Raw genomic sequence first — 13,984 nt, 5'->3', positions numbered from 1 at the left:
GCATCGCCTGACCAGAGCAAACATGACAACCGAGTTGCGGAGCGGCACATGAACAGTTTGTTTCACCGATCGATTGCGCTGACCCTGCTGTCGGCCTGGCCGATGCTCAGCCTGGCCCAGGAGGCCGCCGCCTTGCCGGAAGAGACGGCCGCTGCCGCCACGGTAGCCGCGCCGGTGGTGACCGGCAGTGGTCAGCTCAATATGTTCAATCTGATCCTGCACGCCTCCTTGCCGGTACAGATCGTGATGGCCCTGCTGGTGCTGGCGTCGGTCGCCTCGTGGATGATCATCTTCCGCAAGAAATCCGTGCTGGACGGCGCTGCGCGACGCTCCGATCGCTTCGAAGAGCGCTTCTGGTCGGGGGCCGATCTCAGTGCCTTGTATCGCGAGTCATCGCAGCAGGGCCGGAGCATCAATGGCATCGAAGCGATCTTCGAGGCCGGTTTCCGCGAGTTCGCCCGCCTGCGGCAAAAGAAGAGCATGGATTCGCGTACCCAGCTGGAAGGTGCGCAACGCGCGATGCGCGTGCAGCTGGCGCGCGAGGTCGATGAGCTGGAACATAACCTCGAGTTTCTCGCCAATGTCGGTTCGATCAGCCCCTATGTGGGTCTGTTCGGCACCGTGTGGGGCATCATGATCAGCTTCCAGGGCCTGGCCAATGTCAAGGAAGCCACCATTGCCACCGTGGCGCCGGGCATTTCCGAGGCGCTGATCGCCACCGCCATGGGCCTGTTCGCCGCGATTCCGGCGGTCTGGGCCTACAACCGCTATTCGACCAAGGTCGACCGCATCAATGTCCGCTACGAGGCCTTTGCCGAAGAGTTCAGCGCCATTCTGCAGCGCCAGTCGCATGGTGATGATCATTAGTCCTTTCGTAGGGTGGGCGTGCCGCCCACCGCGCAAGGCATTCGAAATGGTGGGCCAGTGGTCCACCCAACACGGATCGAGACGTTAATTCCGATGTCCGCACATTTTTCCGGCCGCCCCAAGCGCAAGCGCAAGCTGAAATCCGAAATCAACGTCGTGCCGTATATCGATGTGATGCTGGTGCTGTTGATCATCTTCATGGTCACCGCGCCACTGCTGAATCTCGGGGTGGATATCGAGCTGCCGCAATCCAATGCCAAACCGGTCGAGTCGCAGAAGGATCCGGTAGTGGTGGAAGTCACCGCCGATGGCCGCTACTTCCTTACCCTGCAGGGTGCGAAGGCAGAAGAGATCGACGCCGAATCGCTGAAGGCCAAGGTATCGGCCTTCGTGCGGCAGAACCCCAATGTCGCGGTGATGGTGGCCGGCGATCGGCGGGTCGACTACGGCACCATCTACGGTGGCATGGTGCTGCTGCAAGAGGCGGGCGTGCCCAAGGTGGGGTTGATGAGTACGCCGGCAGAAGATGACGGAGCGAAGCGTTAAGACGATGGACTCGATGGCCGACAATTGGCGGGCATTGGTGTTCTCGCTGGCCCTGCATCTGGCCTGCGTGCTGGTGATTGCGCTCGGCGTTTTCTGGACCCGCACCGAAACCCCGCTGAGCGTGGCCGGCGAGCCGGTGTCAGCCGTGCTGATGTCGGCGCCGGCCAACTTCGTGCCGGCCAGCAAGTTGGAGCCGGCCCCAAGAACCGCTGCGCCGCCGCCGCAGCCGGAGAAAACCAAAGCGCCACAGCAGGCACCCACCCCACCGCAGCCCAAGCCTCAGACCGAGCCACCGAAGCCCGATACGCGCGACACCGAAAAGGCCGCGCGCATGGCCCAGCAGCAGGCGGAAGAGAAGGCCAAGCAAGAAGAGCAGGAGCGCAAGCGCAAGGAACAGGTGCTGCTGGAAGAAAAGCGCAAGCAGGAAGAAATCGAGCGCAAGGAACGTCTGCGTCAGCAACAGCTCGAGCAACAGAAAGAGCTGGACAAGATTCGTCAGCAGCGCGAAGAGGCCGAGCGCAAGCGCAAGCGGGAGCAGGAAAAGCTCAAGCAGATCGAAGATATGAAAAAGGCCCAAGTGGCCGATGCCACGCCGACGCCGGCGACGAAGCCGGCTGTACAAGCCGGCAACTATGGAGTTGATAACAGCTTACAAGCCCGGTACAAACTAGCTATTCAGCAAACTGTCGACTCAAACTGGAATCGACCTGATAGCCTGCCGGCGCGAGTCATGTGTCATGTGACCGTGATTCAAATCGTCGGAGGCGAAGTGATAAACGTGGACTTAACCGATTGTCCGTTCGATCAAGTGGGGCGGCGTTCGGTTGAGGCAGCAGTCACTCGCCAACCCCTACCGTACACGGGGTTCGAAACGGTATTTCAGCGTCAAGTTCGAATTCCGTTCTGCTACCCCCGAGAGGAATGTGCCCAATGATGCTCCGGTTCTTGCTCGCGGTTCTTATGCTTTCCTGTGTCCAGAATGCTAGAAGCCAACAACCGCTGGAAATCGATATCGTGGGAGGCAATTCCGCCGCTATGCCCATCGCCGTAGTCAATCTCGACTATCTCGGTACCGGCGTGGCGCCGGATACCGATATCGCTGCCGTGGTGCGCGCGGATCTCAATCGTTCCGGTGCCTTCCGCACCCTGGCCGAGCAGGATCTGGTTGAACGCCCGCAGCGTCTGGCCGATGTGAATTTCGCCACTTGGCGCCTGCTGAAGCAGGATTTCCTGCTGGTCGGGCGGGTGCTGGATACCACCGATGGCGGCTACCGGGTTGAATTCGAGCTGATGGACGTGGCCAAGCAGGAGCGCCTGCTCGGCCTGGCCCTGGCCGGTCGTGCCGGCAATATGCGCGATGTATCGCACCAGATCGCCGACTTGGTCTACGAGAAGATTCTCGGTGTTCGCGGCGCCTTCTGGACCCGCATTGCCTATGTTACCGCCACCGGTCTGGGGCGCGATATCCAGTACGCGCTGATGGTGGCCGATTCCGATGGTTACAACCCGCAAACCGTGGTGCGCTCGCGCGAGCCGCTGCTGTCGCCAGCCTGGAGCCCGGATGGCCGCAAGCTGGCCTATGTCAGCTTCGAGCGCGGCAACTCCTCGATCTATATCCAGGAGATCGCCACCGGCGCCCGCGAAGTGGTGGCCAGCTACCGCGGCATCAATGGTGCGCCTTCCTTCTCGCCCGATGGCAATCGCCTGGCGCTGACGCTTTCACGTAGCGGCAACCCGGAAATCTACATCATGGATCTCGGCAGCAAGGCGCTGACCCAGATCACCCGCCACTGGGGCATCGATACCGAGCCGGTATGGGCGCCCGACGGCCAATCGCTGTTGTTCACCTCCGATCGCTCCGGCAAGCCGCAGATCTATCAGGTGGCGGCCAGCGGTGGCGAGCCGACCCGGGTCACCTCCCAGGGCGAATATAACGCTAGGCCAACTGTGTGCTGCGATGGCAACAAGCTGGCTATGGCGCAGGGAAATGGAAACGTTTATCGTATAGCGGTTTTGGACAAAACTTACGGGGGCTCCGGCCAGATGCTCGTGCTTTCGCCGGGCAACTTGGATGAGTCCCCCAGCTTTGCGCCCAATGGCAGCATGGTGCTGTACGCCTCACGCGAAGGAAAGCGGGGTGTGCTGTATGCGGTCTCCGCCGATGCGCGGGTACGGCAGCGTCTAGTTTTGGCCGATGGTGATGTCCGGGAGCCCGCCTGGTCACCGTTTCGGCAGCGTTGATTTGCAGGACGGGCTTGATTCAATGCAACGTGATTGGCAACAGAAAAAAAGCGTTCCTCGACTACTGTCCCTCGATAAACACGAACTACAGGTATAACCATGAATACGACTACTCGCGTTCTGCTGGCCGCCGCCCTTTGCGCGACCATGGCCGCATGCACCAAGGAAGTGAAGCCCGATCCGACTCCGGAGCCGACACCGCCGCCGCCGCCGCCGGTCGAGCCGGTTGATGACGGCAAGTACAAGCTGGGTGACCTGGACACCGACACCTGCCTGCGTCAGCGCGTGGTGTACTTCGACTTTGACCAGAGCGACGTCAAGGCCGAGTTCACTGCCATCATGAACTGCCACGCCAAGTACCTGCGTGACCGTCCGAGCGCCCGCATCAGCCTGGAAGGCCATGCCGACGAGCGCGGCACCCGCGAGTACAACCTGGGCCTGGGCGAGCGCCGCGGCAATTCGGTGTCCGACGCCCTGCGCGCCAATGGCGGCGGTGCCCACCAGCTGAACGTGGTGAGCTATGGCGAAGAGCGTCCGACCTGCGACAGCAGCGAAGAAGGCTGCTGGGGTAAGAACCGTCGCGTCGAAATCGTCTACACGGCGAAGTGATGCGACTGGGTCTGCGTAAGCTGACCCTGACTGCGGCGGCCCTGATGGCCGCCGCAGCGTTTCAGGCATCAGCACAGTCCGGCCGACTCAGTCTGGCCGATCGGGTCGCTCGATTGGAGCAGGACGCCGCACAAGGCGCCGGCAATCAGCAAACCCTGGAGTTGCTCAATCGCATCTCTCAGCTGCAGCAGGAAGTGCAATCCCTGCGCGGTCTGGTGGAGCAGCAGAGTTTTGAAATCGAGGCGCTGAAGAAGCGTTCACGCGATCAGTACCTCGATATCGATGGTCGTCTGGCCCGCATCGAAGGCGGAGCCCCAGTGGCCTCTGAAGCGGTCACCGATCCGAATGCCGGTCTGGCTCTGCCGCCAGGCGCGCAGCCGCTGGAGCCGACCCCGCCGTCGCCCTCGGTCACCGCACCGACCAACACAGCACAGCTGATCGAAGAGCCCGAGGTACGCGCGCCGGTCGACGGCGGCACCCAGACCACCGGCTTGAGCGGCGCTGCCGAGCCGGCCGCCCCGGCGCAGCCGATGGCCAACCCGGCCGACGAACGCAAGATGTACGAATCGGCCTTCGACGCGCTGAAAGAAGGTCGCTACGCCGAAGCCGCGCGCCGATTCCAGGGTTTTCTCAACACCTACCCGAACGGCGAGTTTGCTCCCAATGCGCATTACTGGCTGGGCGAAAGCTACTACGTCACCCAGAACTACCAGATCGCCCTCGATGCATTCCGCAAGCTGCTGGCCGACTTTCCCAGCAGTCTGAAAGCCCCCGATGCCCTGCTCAAGATCGGCTACTGCCACTACGAGCTGCGGCAATGGAGCGAAGCCGAAGCCACCCTTAACCAGGTGATCGAGCGCTATCCCGACAGCACCGTCGCCCGACTGGCACAGGGCCGGTTGAGGGCGCTCAGGCTGGAGAGTAGGCAGTAGGTTTAAGAGCCGGGACTTGGGATTCGAGATTCGGGATTCGCTGAAGCGGACCGAGGCCAGCGCGAAGGACTCTTGAATCTCATCCCGACTCGGCGTCGACCAGGCGCGAGTTATGGAGTCGCCGCGATGTCGACGCTTGAAACGAATCACGAACCACGAATCACGAATCCCGGCGCTGCAACGCAGCGCCTAAAAATCACCGAAATCTTCCATTCGCTGCAGGGCGAGTCGCGTTCGGTGGGTTGGCCAACGGTATTCGTGCGGCTGACCGGTTGCCCACTGCGTTGCACCTATTGCGACACCACCTATTCGTTCTACGGCGGCGAGTGGCGGGAGATCGACGATATCGTCGCCGAGGTGCAGAGTTACGCTGCGCGGCATGTCTGCGTGACGGGCGGCGAGCCCTTGTCGCAGAAGCGTTGTCTGCTGTTGCTGAGCAAGCTCTGCGATCTGGGCCTGGATGTGTCGTTGGAGACGTCCGGTGCGCTGGATATAGCGCCGGTCGATCCGCGGGTGGTGCGGGTGGTCGATCTCAAGACGCCGAGTTCCGGCGAGCTGGCGCGCAATCTGTGGAGCAATATTGAGCACCTCAAGGCGGATGACCAGGTCAAGTTTGTGATCGGCGGGCGCGAGGACTACGAGTGGTCTCGCGAGGTGATTCGCCAGCACAACCTGCCCGCGCGCTGCGAAGTGCTGATCTCGCCCAGCTTTGGCGTACAGCCGCCGGAACAATTGGCTGAGTGGATGCTGGAGGATCGTCTCGACGCGCGTTTGCAATTGCAGCTGCACAAGATTCTATGGGGCGAGGCAAAGGGGCGCTGAACCATGCTGCATCCCGGAGTTCCAGACGGGCATAGGGTGCGTCTTGGACGCACCAACGCTCAGGGCGTCGCCCGCACTCCGCTGGCGAGGAGCCGGGTCGGGAAGGGTTGAACCGCCCCTCCGCGCCACGTTCCACCGCAAGCAAGCACGCTACCCCTCGCGCGCGAACTGAGAGAGACGCATGAGCCACACCACACGAACACAACTCACGCCTGCCGTTGTACTGGTCTCCGGTGGCATGGATTCTGCCGTCACCCTGGCCATCGCACGCGAACAAGGCTTCCAGCCCTACGCCCTCAGCGTGGCCTACGGCCAGCGCCATACCGCCGAGCTTGCGGCAGCGAAACGAGTGGCCGAATCGCTGGGCGTTGCCGCCTTCAAGCAAGTGACGATCGACCTGCGCGCGATTGGCGGCTCCGCCTTAACCGACGATATCGACGTGCCCGAGCAGGCCAGCAGCGGCATTCCGGTCACCTATGTGCCGGCCCGCAACACCATCATGCTGTCGATTGCCCTCGGCTGGGCGGAGGTGCTGGGTGCCAAGGATCTGTTCTGTGGCGTCAATGCAGTCGACTATTCGGGCTACCCCGACTGCCGCCCCGCCTTTATCCAGGCCTTTGAGCAACTCGCCAACCTCGCCACCAAGGCCGGCGTCGAAGGCGCCGGTATCCGAGTCCACGCCCCGCTGATCGCCATGAGCAAGGCCGACATCGCACGCGAAGGCGCCCGCCTCGGCATCGACTTTGCCGACACCGTGTCTTGCTACCAGGCCGACGACCAGGGCCGCGCCTGCGGCCGCTGTGACGCTTGCAGACTGCGTGCAGAAGGCTTCCGGCAGGCCGGATTGGCCGATCCCACCCGATATCAAGGCCGGAATTGATCGACGCCACAGACCGTTCCTTCGCGCAAAGCCAACGCGGGCTGAGCCAGTCGGTCGGCTGCGCAGCTACGCGGGACTGCGTCCCGATCTCGTCCAAGTTGGCCTTGCACTCGGCGCAAAGTCCTCGGTGATCATCCGCGCCCTCATGAAATATCCGGGCCAAGAATTTCGACTTGCATCAGCAGCCATCAATGGTAAAATTCGCGCCCCTCATCGCGTTGCGATGACGCGTCAGAACTCTGAAGTCACTCTTCAGAGCACCGTGGGTCGTTAGCTCAGCCGGTAGAGCAGCGGACTTTTAATCCGTTGGTCGAAGGTTCGAATCCTTCACGGCCCACCATTTTTCCCCAGTTTTATGCGGTTTTCAGCGGCCCCGACGGGGCCGTTTGCTTTTGCGGACACGCTGCGGACACGCGAAACCTTGCGAGAAGGCGGTTCTTTGGTAGATCCAGGTTATGGAATCCATCAAGGAATGACGCATGACGCAATGGGCCTCTCTCGACGAAACGACTGCGTGGGCGCGGACCATGGGGTTCCCCAACGCAAAGGCTTGGCATCGACCCTTGCAGGCAGTCCGAGACGCCTGGCCACCCCATATCCCGCGGCACCCGGAGCAGGTCTATCCCGATTTCCTCGAACGGGGAGGGTGGGGCCACCTGTTGGGAACCGGGTTCACATGGACCCGTGGCCGCACCCACGCCACTTACCTGGAGGCGTCGCGGTGGGCGCAGGAACACAAGATTCACACGCGGGGCGCGTGGAAGAAGAAAGTCAGAACCTTACGCCCGTGGCCGGACGACATCCCGCGCAGCCCGGACTTCATCTACGCCAACGAGTTCAAGAACGGTGGATGGGCGCGCTTCCTGCGAGGGCAAGCGAAGGGCGATGCGCGCCAATCCCGGATTGAGGCGTGTGTGCGCAACGCGGTGGTGGCGGCGTTCGGGAGCAAAGCGCTGGACCACAACCAGCGGGTGGTGACCGGCGCCAGCGGCAAAGAATGGCGCGTGGACGGAATCATCCAGGTATGGGGTCTCGAAATCATCCTTGAATACGATGGCGCTCGGTGGCACAAGCCGAGCAAGCAGAGAGCGCTCGACATCCGCAAGACCCAGGACCTTTGGGATGCCGGGTGGATTGTCATGCGGATGCGTGAGGCGCCGTTAACCCCACTGCGAGAAGGCTTGGACCTCTGCGTTGACCCTAACGCGAGCGAGGCCGAGCGGGTGCAGCGGGTGATTGAGCATGTCCGGGCTTGCTTTGCCTTCCACGATTTTCATGAGGTGAATGCGGAGACGGTGGTGTCCGATCCTGCTTTGATCGCCAATGGTTTTGTATCGTTTGAGGAGGCCGGAAAGTGGGCGCAGAAGCAGGGGTTCCGCACCATGAAGGAATGGAGAGCGAGCGCAAGAGCGATGGGGACCTTGTGGCCTTCCCACATCCCCAAAGACCCCTACAGCGCGTACAAGGCGCAAATACAGCAGTATGGATCGGGGGTGTTGTTGGGTGTCGCGGCGTGAATCCCTAGACTTCGTCGGGGGGCGGACGTTCAAGAATCACCGGTTGCTGATAACTCTTTGGAATCGGAAACTCTTGTTTCGAGGCGGCGCCGAGAAGCCTGACCTCGTTTGCGTCGAGAAGTCGAGTAATCGGCTCGATCATCAGCACACAAACCTGACCATCAACTTCAATAAACGCCCACTCGTAGAAGTCGTTGTAGATGTACTGGCTTACCGTTCCTTCGACGTGCTCCAGTAGTTTGTCTTCGTCATGGTTCTCACAGTCACCGTATTTGGGTTCCATTGATCCCGCGGTTTTTGGGGCTTTCGTCAGGGAAAGCATTTCTGCGAAGTGTTGCTCTCCGTCATCCGACGCGCCGTGCGAAAGCGCCGGCACCACCAGCGATACGCATAGCGCTGCAAATCCAAGAAGTCTCATATCTTTGCTTCCGCATGTGAAGGTTGATCAGTTAGGGCCGCCAGCCCGATTCTTGGTCCTGTTCGCGTTCCTCGTTGAAATGGCCGTAGTCTCTGCTCTTGATAAAATCTTCACAAGGTGTTGCGTTGCGGATTTCACAGCGCGTTCATGATCAGCAGGCTCGCGGCGCGAACCAGTCCCAGGGCCACTCAACACCGACCAAGCATGCCCACGCCAAAGCGGGCGCACCATCGGAGAAATGCGGCATTTCGTGTAGGAAAAGTCCTACACGAGGTAAATAGTTCACTCGCTTATCGCTTGTTCAACTGCGGCGCGGGTTCCTCGTGCGTCCGACTCCGCCATGTCGTCCAGCCAGCGGCCGTCGGAAAGGTCGGAACAGGGCAGGTCCGCGTGTTCGACCAGGGCTTCCAATGTTCGGGAATGAGCCCACGCCACAAAACAATAAGATCCGAACTCTTCTTCAAACAGCGGCCCCGTGCATCCTCCGCTTCCGCAGAAGAGTAGGTGCGTGAGGTACAGGTATCGTCGATGCGAGGCGCCCTTTGACTCAATCACCTGGCGTTGGACCGAAGCGTCGTCGAACCCTTCCACATCTTCTAACGCGGGTTGGATTTCGAGTTCCACGTAAGCGGCCACCGCGGCGTCCGCGGAGTAGAAGCGACCCATCGCGGCGCGCTGGATTTCGTCCAGCGTGCCATCGGGGAGAGCATCCCGCAGTCGCTCGGCAAGATAGTGCGATTGGAGTTGGGCAGAGGTCAGGCGCGCGGTCGCCTCCGACACATCGCGCGTCAGCGAGGCCACGGCCTGCTCACGCTCCGCAACGGTGCGTTCCAGGCTGGCAATCCGTTCTTGGGCGCGGGACAGTTCTTCTTGCTTCGTGAAATGCGGGTGCACCGTGTGGAAGTAGGCGACAACCACAAAGATCAGCGAAGCGAGCGGCGCCGAGGCGAGCAGGTAATCCAGTTTGCCTTTTGAGCGGTCGAGCCAAGGCATGGACGTGGGATGCGTGGGATGACGGGGCATGCGGGCCTTCGGCAAAAGGGGGTGGAACCGAACGTTAGCCTGATTCCGTCTCAGGTCCTGCGACGGCGCATCGCCAACATCGCTAGGCGGGCTGTTCCGCGGACAAGTTTCTCGGACGCGCAACGAGCGCTTGACTTCAAAGGGGGCGGGTTGTCGGTGGGTTCTGCGAGCGATGGACTGGATCTCGAAGTCGGAGCACTCTGATGGCGCCATGGACGAAAGGGAAGTCGCCAGTTAGATGAGCGCACTTGTATGGGAGCCCACATTCTGGGGCCGAATCTTCACCGGCAGCCCGCGGCGGCGCATCACCATCGATTCCGGTTCGATGGTCGTGGATGCATGGCCGTCCGCCATCAAACTGGCGACCGGCGAGCGCCTGGAGGTGGAGCTGGGTGTTTTGTGGGCTCGGGTGCGCATCACCCACAACGGGACCACGATTGAGGTTGACGGGATTCCCAATCGGCAGGCCGCGGCCCTCGAACGCGCCTGGGGGCGCGCCGTCGAGCGCGTCCACGCAGAACGGGAAGAGTCCAGCCGGGCCCTGGCGGCCTTCGCGGAACGGTTCCCGCGCGTGCTGGACTGGTTCCGGCGCACCCATGGTGAGATGCGGCGTCGCCTTGGCGCATCCCGTTGGCTTACGCATGGCTGTTTGACGCGCTGGCTGTCGGAGCGTCCCGACGAACCGCTGATGCTCGGGTTTCCTCTCGTGCAGGATTACTTGGCCTCGCTGGGCGCCGAGGCGCAGCAGGCGGCGGACTGGTGGCGATGCGACTTGACCCGTGTGGTGGCCGAGGCCAACGAGCGGCTGATGGCGTCGGAGTTGACTCAATGCGCCGACTTTTTCCAGCGCGTCGAAAAATCGCCGCTCACGGATGAGCAGGCGCGTGCCGTGGTGTGCTTCGACGATCGGGTGCTGGTGGTGGCCGCGGCGGGGTCGGGCAAGACCTCAACGATGGTGGCGAAAGCCGGCTACGCCGTGCACCGTGGCCTCGTGGCGCCGGAATGCATTCTGGTGCTCGCCTTCAACAAGGACGCCGCAAAAGAACTGGGGCAGCGCATTCGTCAACGGCTGGAGCCGTTGGGCCTCCCTGCGCACCGCGTCGAGGCCCGCACGTTTCATGCGTTCGGTCTCTCGGTCATCGGAGAGGCGACCGGCCGCAAGCCCTCGCTGGCGCCGTGGCTCGACCACGGCGGGGACACGTGCCGCTTGCTGGAAATCGTGGACGACCTCAAAGATCGCGATCCCACGTTCCGCTCGCAGTGGGACCTTTTTCGCGTGGTGCTTGGACGAGACCTGCCGTCATTCGGCGAAGAAGAGGAGGCACCGGAGGATTGGGACAATGGCAAGACAGGGTTTCGGACGCTAGGTGGCGACGTGGTTAGGAGTCAAGGCGAGCGTTTGATCGCCGACTGGCTGTTCTACAACGGTGTGTCCTACGAGTACGAGCCCGACTACAAATACGCCACCGCCGATGCTGCCCATCGGCAGTACAAACCGGACTTTTATCTGCGCGACATCGATACGTATCTAGAGCATTGGGCGCTCGACAGCCAAGGGAAAGCACCGCCCAAGTTCTACGGGTACGCAGAGGATATGCGCTGGAAAAAGCAGCTGCATTCCGAGAAGGGGACAACACTCATTGAAACGACCATGGCCATGCTTTGGTCGGGACAAGCGTTTGTCCACTTAACGCGCGAGTTGACGCAGCGCGGCTTGGTGTTGGACCCGAATCCGGATCGTCCGGTTCCCGGTCGAAAAGTGATTCAGAACGAAGAAATGGCCCGTACGTTTCGCACGTTCCTCGTTCACGCGAAAAGCAATCGACTGTCGGACGCCGACCTGCACGTCCGGCTGCAGAACGAGCCGCACGACCGCTTTCGGTACCGTCACCTTGCCTTTCTGACGCTGTTCTCGGCGATTCGCGCGGAATGGGAGCGGCGGCTTCGAGAAGAGGACGTCATTGACTTCGAAGACATGCTGGGTCTCGCCGCCGACCACATTGAGCAAGGGCACTGGACATCGCCGTTTCGTCTCGTGATGGTGGACGAGTTCCAAGATGCCTCGCAGGCTCGGGCGCGCTTGTCCAAGGCCTTGGCCTCCCACCCGGACACGCATTTGTTCGCGGTCGGCGACGACTGGCAAAGCATCAATCGGTTTGCCGGTGCCGACCTGTCGGTGATGACCCGATTTGAGCATTGGTTTGGCAAGGCCGAGACACTGCGGCTGGAGCGCACGTTTCGCTGCCCGCAGGCGCTCTGCGACTTATCCGGTGGATTCGTGCAACGCAATCCCGAACAACTTCGCAAGCACGTGAAGTCGGATACGCCCGCGGTCGGCCCGGTGCTTGAGGCGGTCGTGGTGCCGCATGAAGACCGGATCCGATCGGCGATCCGCGCCAAACTCGATGCTTTGAACGAGAGCGTCGGCACTGGTGCCATCCCCGCTGGCACGTCGGGGCAGGTGGAGGTGCTGCTGCTCGGACGATACAAGCGCGATAACGCCTACTTTCCGGATGACCTTCGGTCGTGGGGCCGGCTGCGGGTTCGGGTCATGACCGTGCACGGCTCCAAGGGGCTCGAAGCCGACTACGTCTTGTTACCGCGTATGGTGAATGGGTATTACGCCTTCCCCTCGACCATCGAAGACGACCCCGTGCTGTCCTTGGTGCGACCGGCCGGCGACGACTTCGAACATGCCGAAGAACGACGGTTGTTCTACGTCGCGCTCACCCGGGCACGACGGTCGGTGTTTCTCATCACGGAGCAGCACAAGGTTTCGCCTTTCATCGTTGAGATGCAGAAAAAGGACGGTCTTGTGCTGGTCGGACTCGACGGAGAACCGGCGGCTCAGGCCGACCCATGTGGCCAATCAGGCTGCAACGGAACCATGGTGTTGCGCCGAGGGCGTTATGGTCCGTTTTGGGGGTGTTCCAACTATCCGCGATGCACGCATAAAAAGCAGATCCGGCGCAATGCCGAACGCCAGCATTGACGAGATGCCACCGCAAGGCGCGCCAGTTCGGGGTTGGGCGGTATCGCCCGCTGGGCCGGGCACCGGAGTTTCGGCCGCTCAATGCGGCGCCTTCCGACCGGTCAGCGTTTCAACCAGGTGCGGCAGGTAAAACCGGGCCAGGAAGCCCGCCGCTTTTCGGTCGCCGCCGCGCGCCGCGGCTTGCAGTTGCCGAAGCAGATCCAGCAGGTGGGCGTCGGTCGGGCGGGCCATGCGCGCAGCATAGCGTGACAGCGCATCCCGCGCGTACGCATGACCTGCACGGTGTCGTGGCGCCCGGACGCCCATCCGTTTGAACCGCGGATCACCGTTGAGCGAGCAGCGCTCGACACGTCTCATGCGCGGCGCAATGACAGGTCGCTTTGCCTCGCACTTGTTTGACTCAAAATGCGTTCAAATGGCCCGTCTCAACATGGCGTTTGACCGAGATTGGCGCTGAACACAACGGTTCGCCGCAGAAGCATCACATTTCATTGACAGGGAACTTTCGATTCCCTCAATCTGTCGCCGCGAAAACGTCAAACTGCTCTGCGTTTCGCTCACTGACCACAACATTGAGGATCGACTTTCATGCGTCTATTGCAAGCGCTAATACTCTTGGGGTTGCTGGCTGGTTCGAGTTCTGCGTTCTCCCAATCGCAAAACTGGAATCGCTTCTTCTGCGGCGATTGCCTGCTGTCCGGAAATGACGGCGGCGAACCCGACCCAGAGACAAACACGTTTCTGCGATCGGTGGTGCCGCAGTTTATTCAAAACATTCCGGTTGGGTACACCGTTGTCGTTTGTAACGGCTCAGTTTGCCGCGAGTATAGGTTGGGGTTGCTTTCGTGGGCGATTCGAGGGCCGGAGTTCCCTGACAGCGGAAGGGACTACCTCAACACGCAAAGCAACTTCGTGGCGATGGGAGGAAGTTGCGGTGGTGGCCACGCCGGTGGCGGAATCATCAATGTCCCTGTCTTTGAAACTTGGAGAATCGTCAGTGCGGGCGTACCGTACTACGAGGTCATTCTTACCGGCTTCAGGCCTCAGTACGTTGCCGGAGGTGGCACAGGCTCCACTCAGGTATGCTGATTCCTCTTCGGAAATCAGCGTAAGTAAGGGTTTGGGTGTTTAGGCACC

General features: G+C 61.5%; 14 protein-coding genes and 1 tRNA gene. 12 read left to right on the top strand and 3 right to left on the bottom strand.

The annotated features are described in order from the left end of the window. Nucleotides 1-102: 102 nt before the first annotated feature. The 10 genes from tolQ to IFO71_RS00170 all read left to right on the top strand — a co-directional run bounded on the left by tolQ (nt 103) and on the right by IFO71_RS00170 (nt 8,414). Complete coding sequence (gene tolQ / locus IFO71_RS00215; RefSeq protein WP_192027664.1) at nt 103-867, top strand: protein TolQ; 765 nt, start codon at nt 103-105, stop codon at nt 865-867. 93 nt (nt 868-960) lie between these two features. Next, entirely contained in the window at nt 961-1,413 is a 453-nt protein-coding gene (gene tolR, locus IFO71_RS00210) for a protein TolR (protein WP_192027505.1), read from the top strand. Nucleotides 1,414-1,549: 136 nt separating this feature from the next. Continuing rightward, nucleotides 1,550-2,347 carry a protein TolA gene (locus IFO71_RS00205; RefSeq protein WP_192027504.1) on the top strand — a complete coding sequence of 266 codons (798 nt, stop codon included), beginning with the start codon at nt 1,550-1,552 and terminating at the stop codon, nt 2,345-2,347. Continuing rightward, nucleotides 2,344-3,654, top strand: a complete 1,311-nt coding sequence (tolB, locus tag IFO71_RS00200) for a Tol-Pal system beta propeller repeat protein TolB (RefSeq protein ID WP_192027503.1) — start codon at nt 2,344-2,346, stop codon at nt 3,652-3,654. The genes IFO71_RS00205 and tolB overlap by 4 nt, the downstream gene beginning before the upstream one ends. Before the next feature lie 99 nt (nt 3,655-3,753). Beyond that, a complete protein-coding gene (gene pal / locus IFO71_RS00195; protein ID WP_192027502.1) occupies nt 3,754-4,263 on the top strand; it encodes a peptidoglycan-associated lipoprotein Pal in 510 nt (169 codons plus the stop codon). Next, complete coding sequence (gene ybgF / locus IFO71_RS00190) at nt 4,263-5,195, top strand: tol-pal system protein YbgF (protein ID WP_192027501.1); 933 nt, start codon at nt 4,263-4,265, stop codon at nt 5,193-5,195. Before pal ends, ybgF begins: the two co-directional genes overlap by 1 nt. Nucleotides 5,196-5,321: 126 nt before the next feature. After that, nucleotides 5,322-6,017: a 7-carboxy-7-deazaguanine synthase QueE gene (queE, locus tag IFO71_RS00185; RefSeq protein WP_192027500.1), complete on the top strand. Its 696-nt coding sequence runs from the start codon at nt 5,322-5,324 to the stop codon at nt 6,015-6,017. Between the two features lie 181 nt (nt 6,018-6,198). Further along, a complete protein-coding gene (gene queC, locus IFO71_RS00180) occupies nt 6,199-6,897 on the top strand; it encodes a 7-cyano-7-deazaguanine synthase QueC (protein ID WP_192027499.1) in 699 nt (232 codons plus the stop codon). Between the two features lie 264 nt (nt 6,898-7,161). Beyond that, nucleotides 7,162-7,237: transfer RNA gene (locus IFO71_RS00175), tRNA-Lys, on the top strand. Nucleotides 7,238-7,376: 139 nt separating this feature from the next. Beyond that, nucleotides 7,377-8,414: a hypothetical protein gene (locus tag IFO71_RS00170; protein WP_192027498.1), complete on the top strand. Its 1,038-nt coding sequence runs from the start codon at nt 7,377-7,379 to the stop codon at nt 8,412-8,414. A 4-nt stretch (nt 8,415-8,418) separates the two neighbouring features. Here IFO71_RS00170 and IFO71_RS00165 read toward each other — a convergent pair whose 3' ends face one another. Beyond that, the gene (locus IFO71_RS00165) at nt 8,419-8,832 is read right to left on the bottom strand and encodes a hypothetical protein (RefSeq protein ID WP_192027497.1); all 414 of its coding nucleotides are present in this window, start codon (nt 8,830-8,832) and stop codon (nt 8,419-8,421) included. 282 nt (nt 8,833-9,114) lie between these two features. Beyond that, the gene (locus tag IFO71_RS00160; protein ID WP_192027496.1) at nt 9,115-9,825 is read right to left on the bottom strand and encodes a hypothetical protein; all 711 of its coding nucleotides are present in this window, start codon (nt 9,823-9,825) and stop codon (nt 9,115-9,117) included. A gap of 268 nt (nt 9,826-10,093) precedes the next feature. Between IFO71_RS00160 and IFO71_RS00155 the strand changes: the two genes are divergently transcribed. Beyond that, nucleotides 10,094-12,847 (top strand): UvrD-helicase domain-containing protein, encoded by a 2,754-nt coding sequence (locus IFO71_RS00155; protein ID WP_192027495.1) that lies wholly within the window; start codon nt 10,094-10,096, stop codon nt 12,845-12,847. A gap of 78 nt (nt 12,848-12,925) precedes the next feature. Here the strand turns inward: IFO71_RS00155 and IFO71_RS21610 are convergent, their stop codons facing one another. Continuing rightward, nucleotides 12,926-13,078, bottom strand: coding sequence for a hypothetical protein (locus IFO71_RS21610; protein WP_225444255.1), 153 nt, complete (start codon nt 13,076-13,078; stop codon nt 12,926-12,928). A gap of 357 nt (nt 13,079-13,435) precedes the next feature. Between IFO71_RS21610 and IFO71_RS00145 the strand changes: the two genes are divergently transcribed. Then, nucleotides 13,436-13,936, top strand: a complete 501-nt coding sequence (locus IFO71_RS00145; RefSeq protein WP_192027493.1) for a hypothetical protein — start codon at nt 13,436-13,438, stop codon at nt 13,934-13,936. Nucleotides 13,937-13,984 lie beyond the last annotated feature (48 nt).

Source organism: Pseudomarimonas arenosa (genome assembly GCF_014841215.1).
Taxonomy (GTDB): domain Bacteria; phylum Pseudomonadota; class Gammaproteobacteria; order Xanthomonadales; family Xanthomonadaceae; genus Pseudomarimonas; species Pseudomarimonas arenosa.
Note: the sequence above shows the minus strand (reverse complement) of the source record. Positions and strands in the feature narration are given on the sequence as shown.

What these genes read in the sequence shown, in the direction of transcription:
- IFO71_RS00165 (WP_192027497.1), bottom strand. Translation starts at nt 8,832, where the DNA reads ATGAGACTTCTTGGATTTGCAGCGCTATGCGTATCGCTGGTGGTGCCG.
- queC (WP_192027499.1), top strand. Translation starts at nt 6,199, where the DNA reads ATGAGCCACACCACACGAACACAACTCACGCCTGCCGTTGTACTGGTC.
- pal (WP_192027502.1), top strand. Translation starts at nt 3,754, where the DNA reads ATGAATACGACTACTCGCGTTCTGCTGGCCGCCGCCCTTTGCGCGACC.
- IFO71_RS21610 (WP_225444255.1), bottom strand. Translation starts at nt 13,078, where the DNA reads ATGGCCCGCCCGACCGACGCCCACCTGCTGGATCTGCTTCGGCAACTG.
- tolB (WP_192027503.1), top strand. Translation starts at nt 2,344, where the DNA reads ATGATGCTCCGGTTCTTGCTCGCGGTTCTTATGCTTTCCTGTGTCCAG.
- tolQ (WP_192027664.1), top strand. Translation starts at nt 103, where the DNA reads ATGCTCAGCCTGGCCCAGGAGGCCGCCGCCTTGCCGGAAGAGACGGCC.
- queE (WP_192027500.1), top strand. Translation starts at nt 5,322, where the DNA reads ATGTCGACGCTTGAAACGAATCACGAACCACGAATCACGAATCCCGGC.
- ybgF (WP_192027501.1), top strand. Translation starts at nt 4,263, where the DNA reads ATGCGACTGGGTCTGCGTAAGCTGACCCTGACTGCGGCGGCCCTGATG.
- IFO71_RS00160 (WP_192027496.1), bottom strand. Translation starts at nt 9,825, where the DNA reads ATGCCTTGGCTCGACCGCTCAAAAGGCAAACTGGATTACCTGCTCGCC.
- IFO71_RS00155 (WP_192027495.1), top strand. Translation starts at nt 10,094, where the DNA reads ATGAGCGCACTTGTATGGGAGCCCACATTCTGGGGCCGAATCTTCACC.
- IFO71_RS00145 (WP_192027493.1), top strand. Translation starts at nt 13,436, where the DNA reads ATGCGTCTATTGCAAGCGCTAATACTCTTGGGGTTGCTGGCTGGTTCG.
- tolR (WP_192027505.1), top strand. Translation starts at nt 961, where the DNA reads ATGTCCGCACATTTTTCCGGCCGCCCCAAGCGCAAGCGCAAGCTGAAA.
- IFO71_RS00170 (WP_192027498.1), top strand. Translation starts at nt 7,377, where the DNA reads ATGACGCAATGGGCCTCTCTCGACGAAACGACTGCGTGGGCGCGGACC.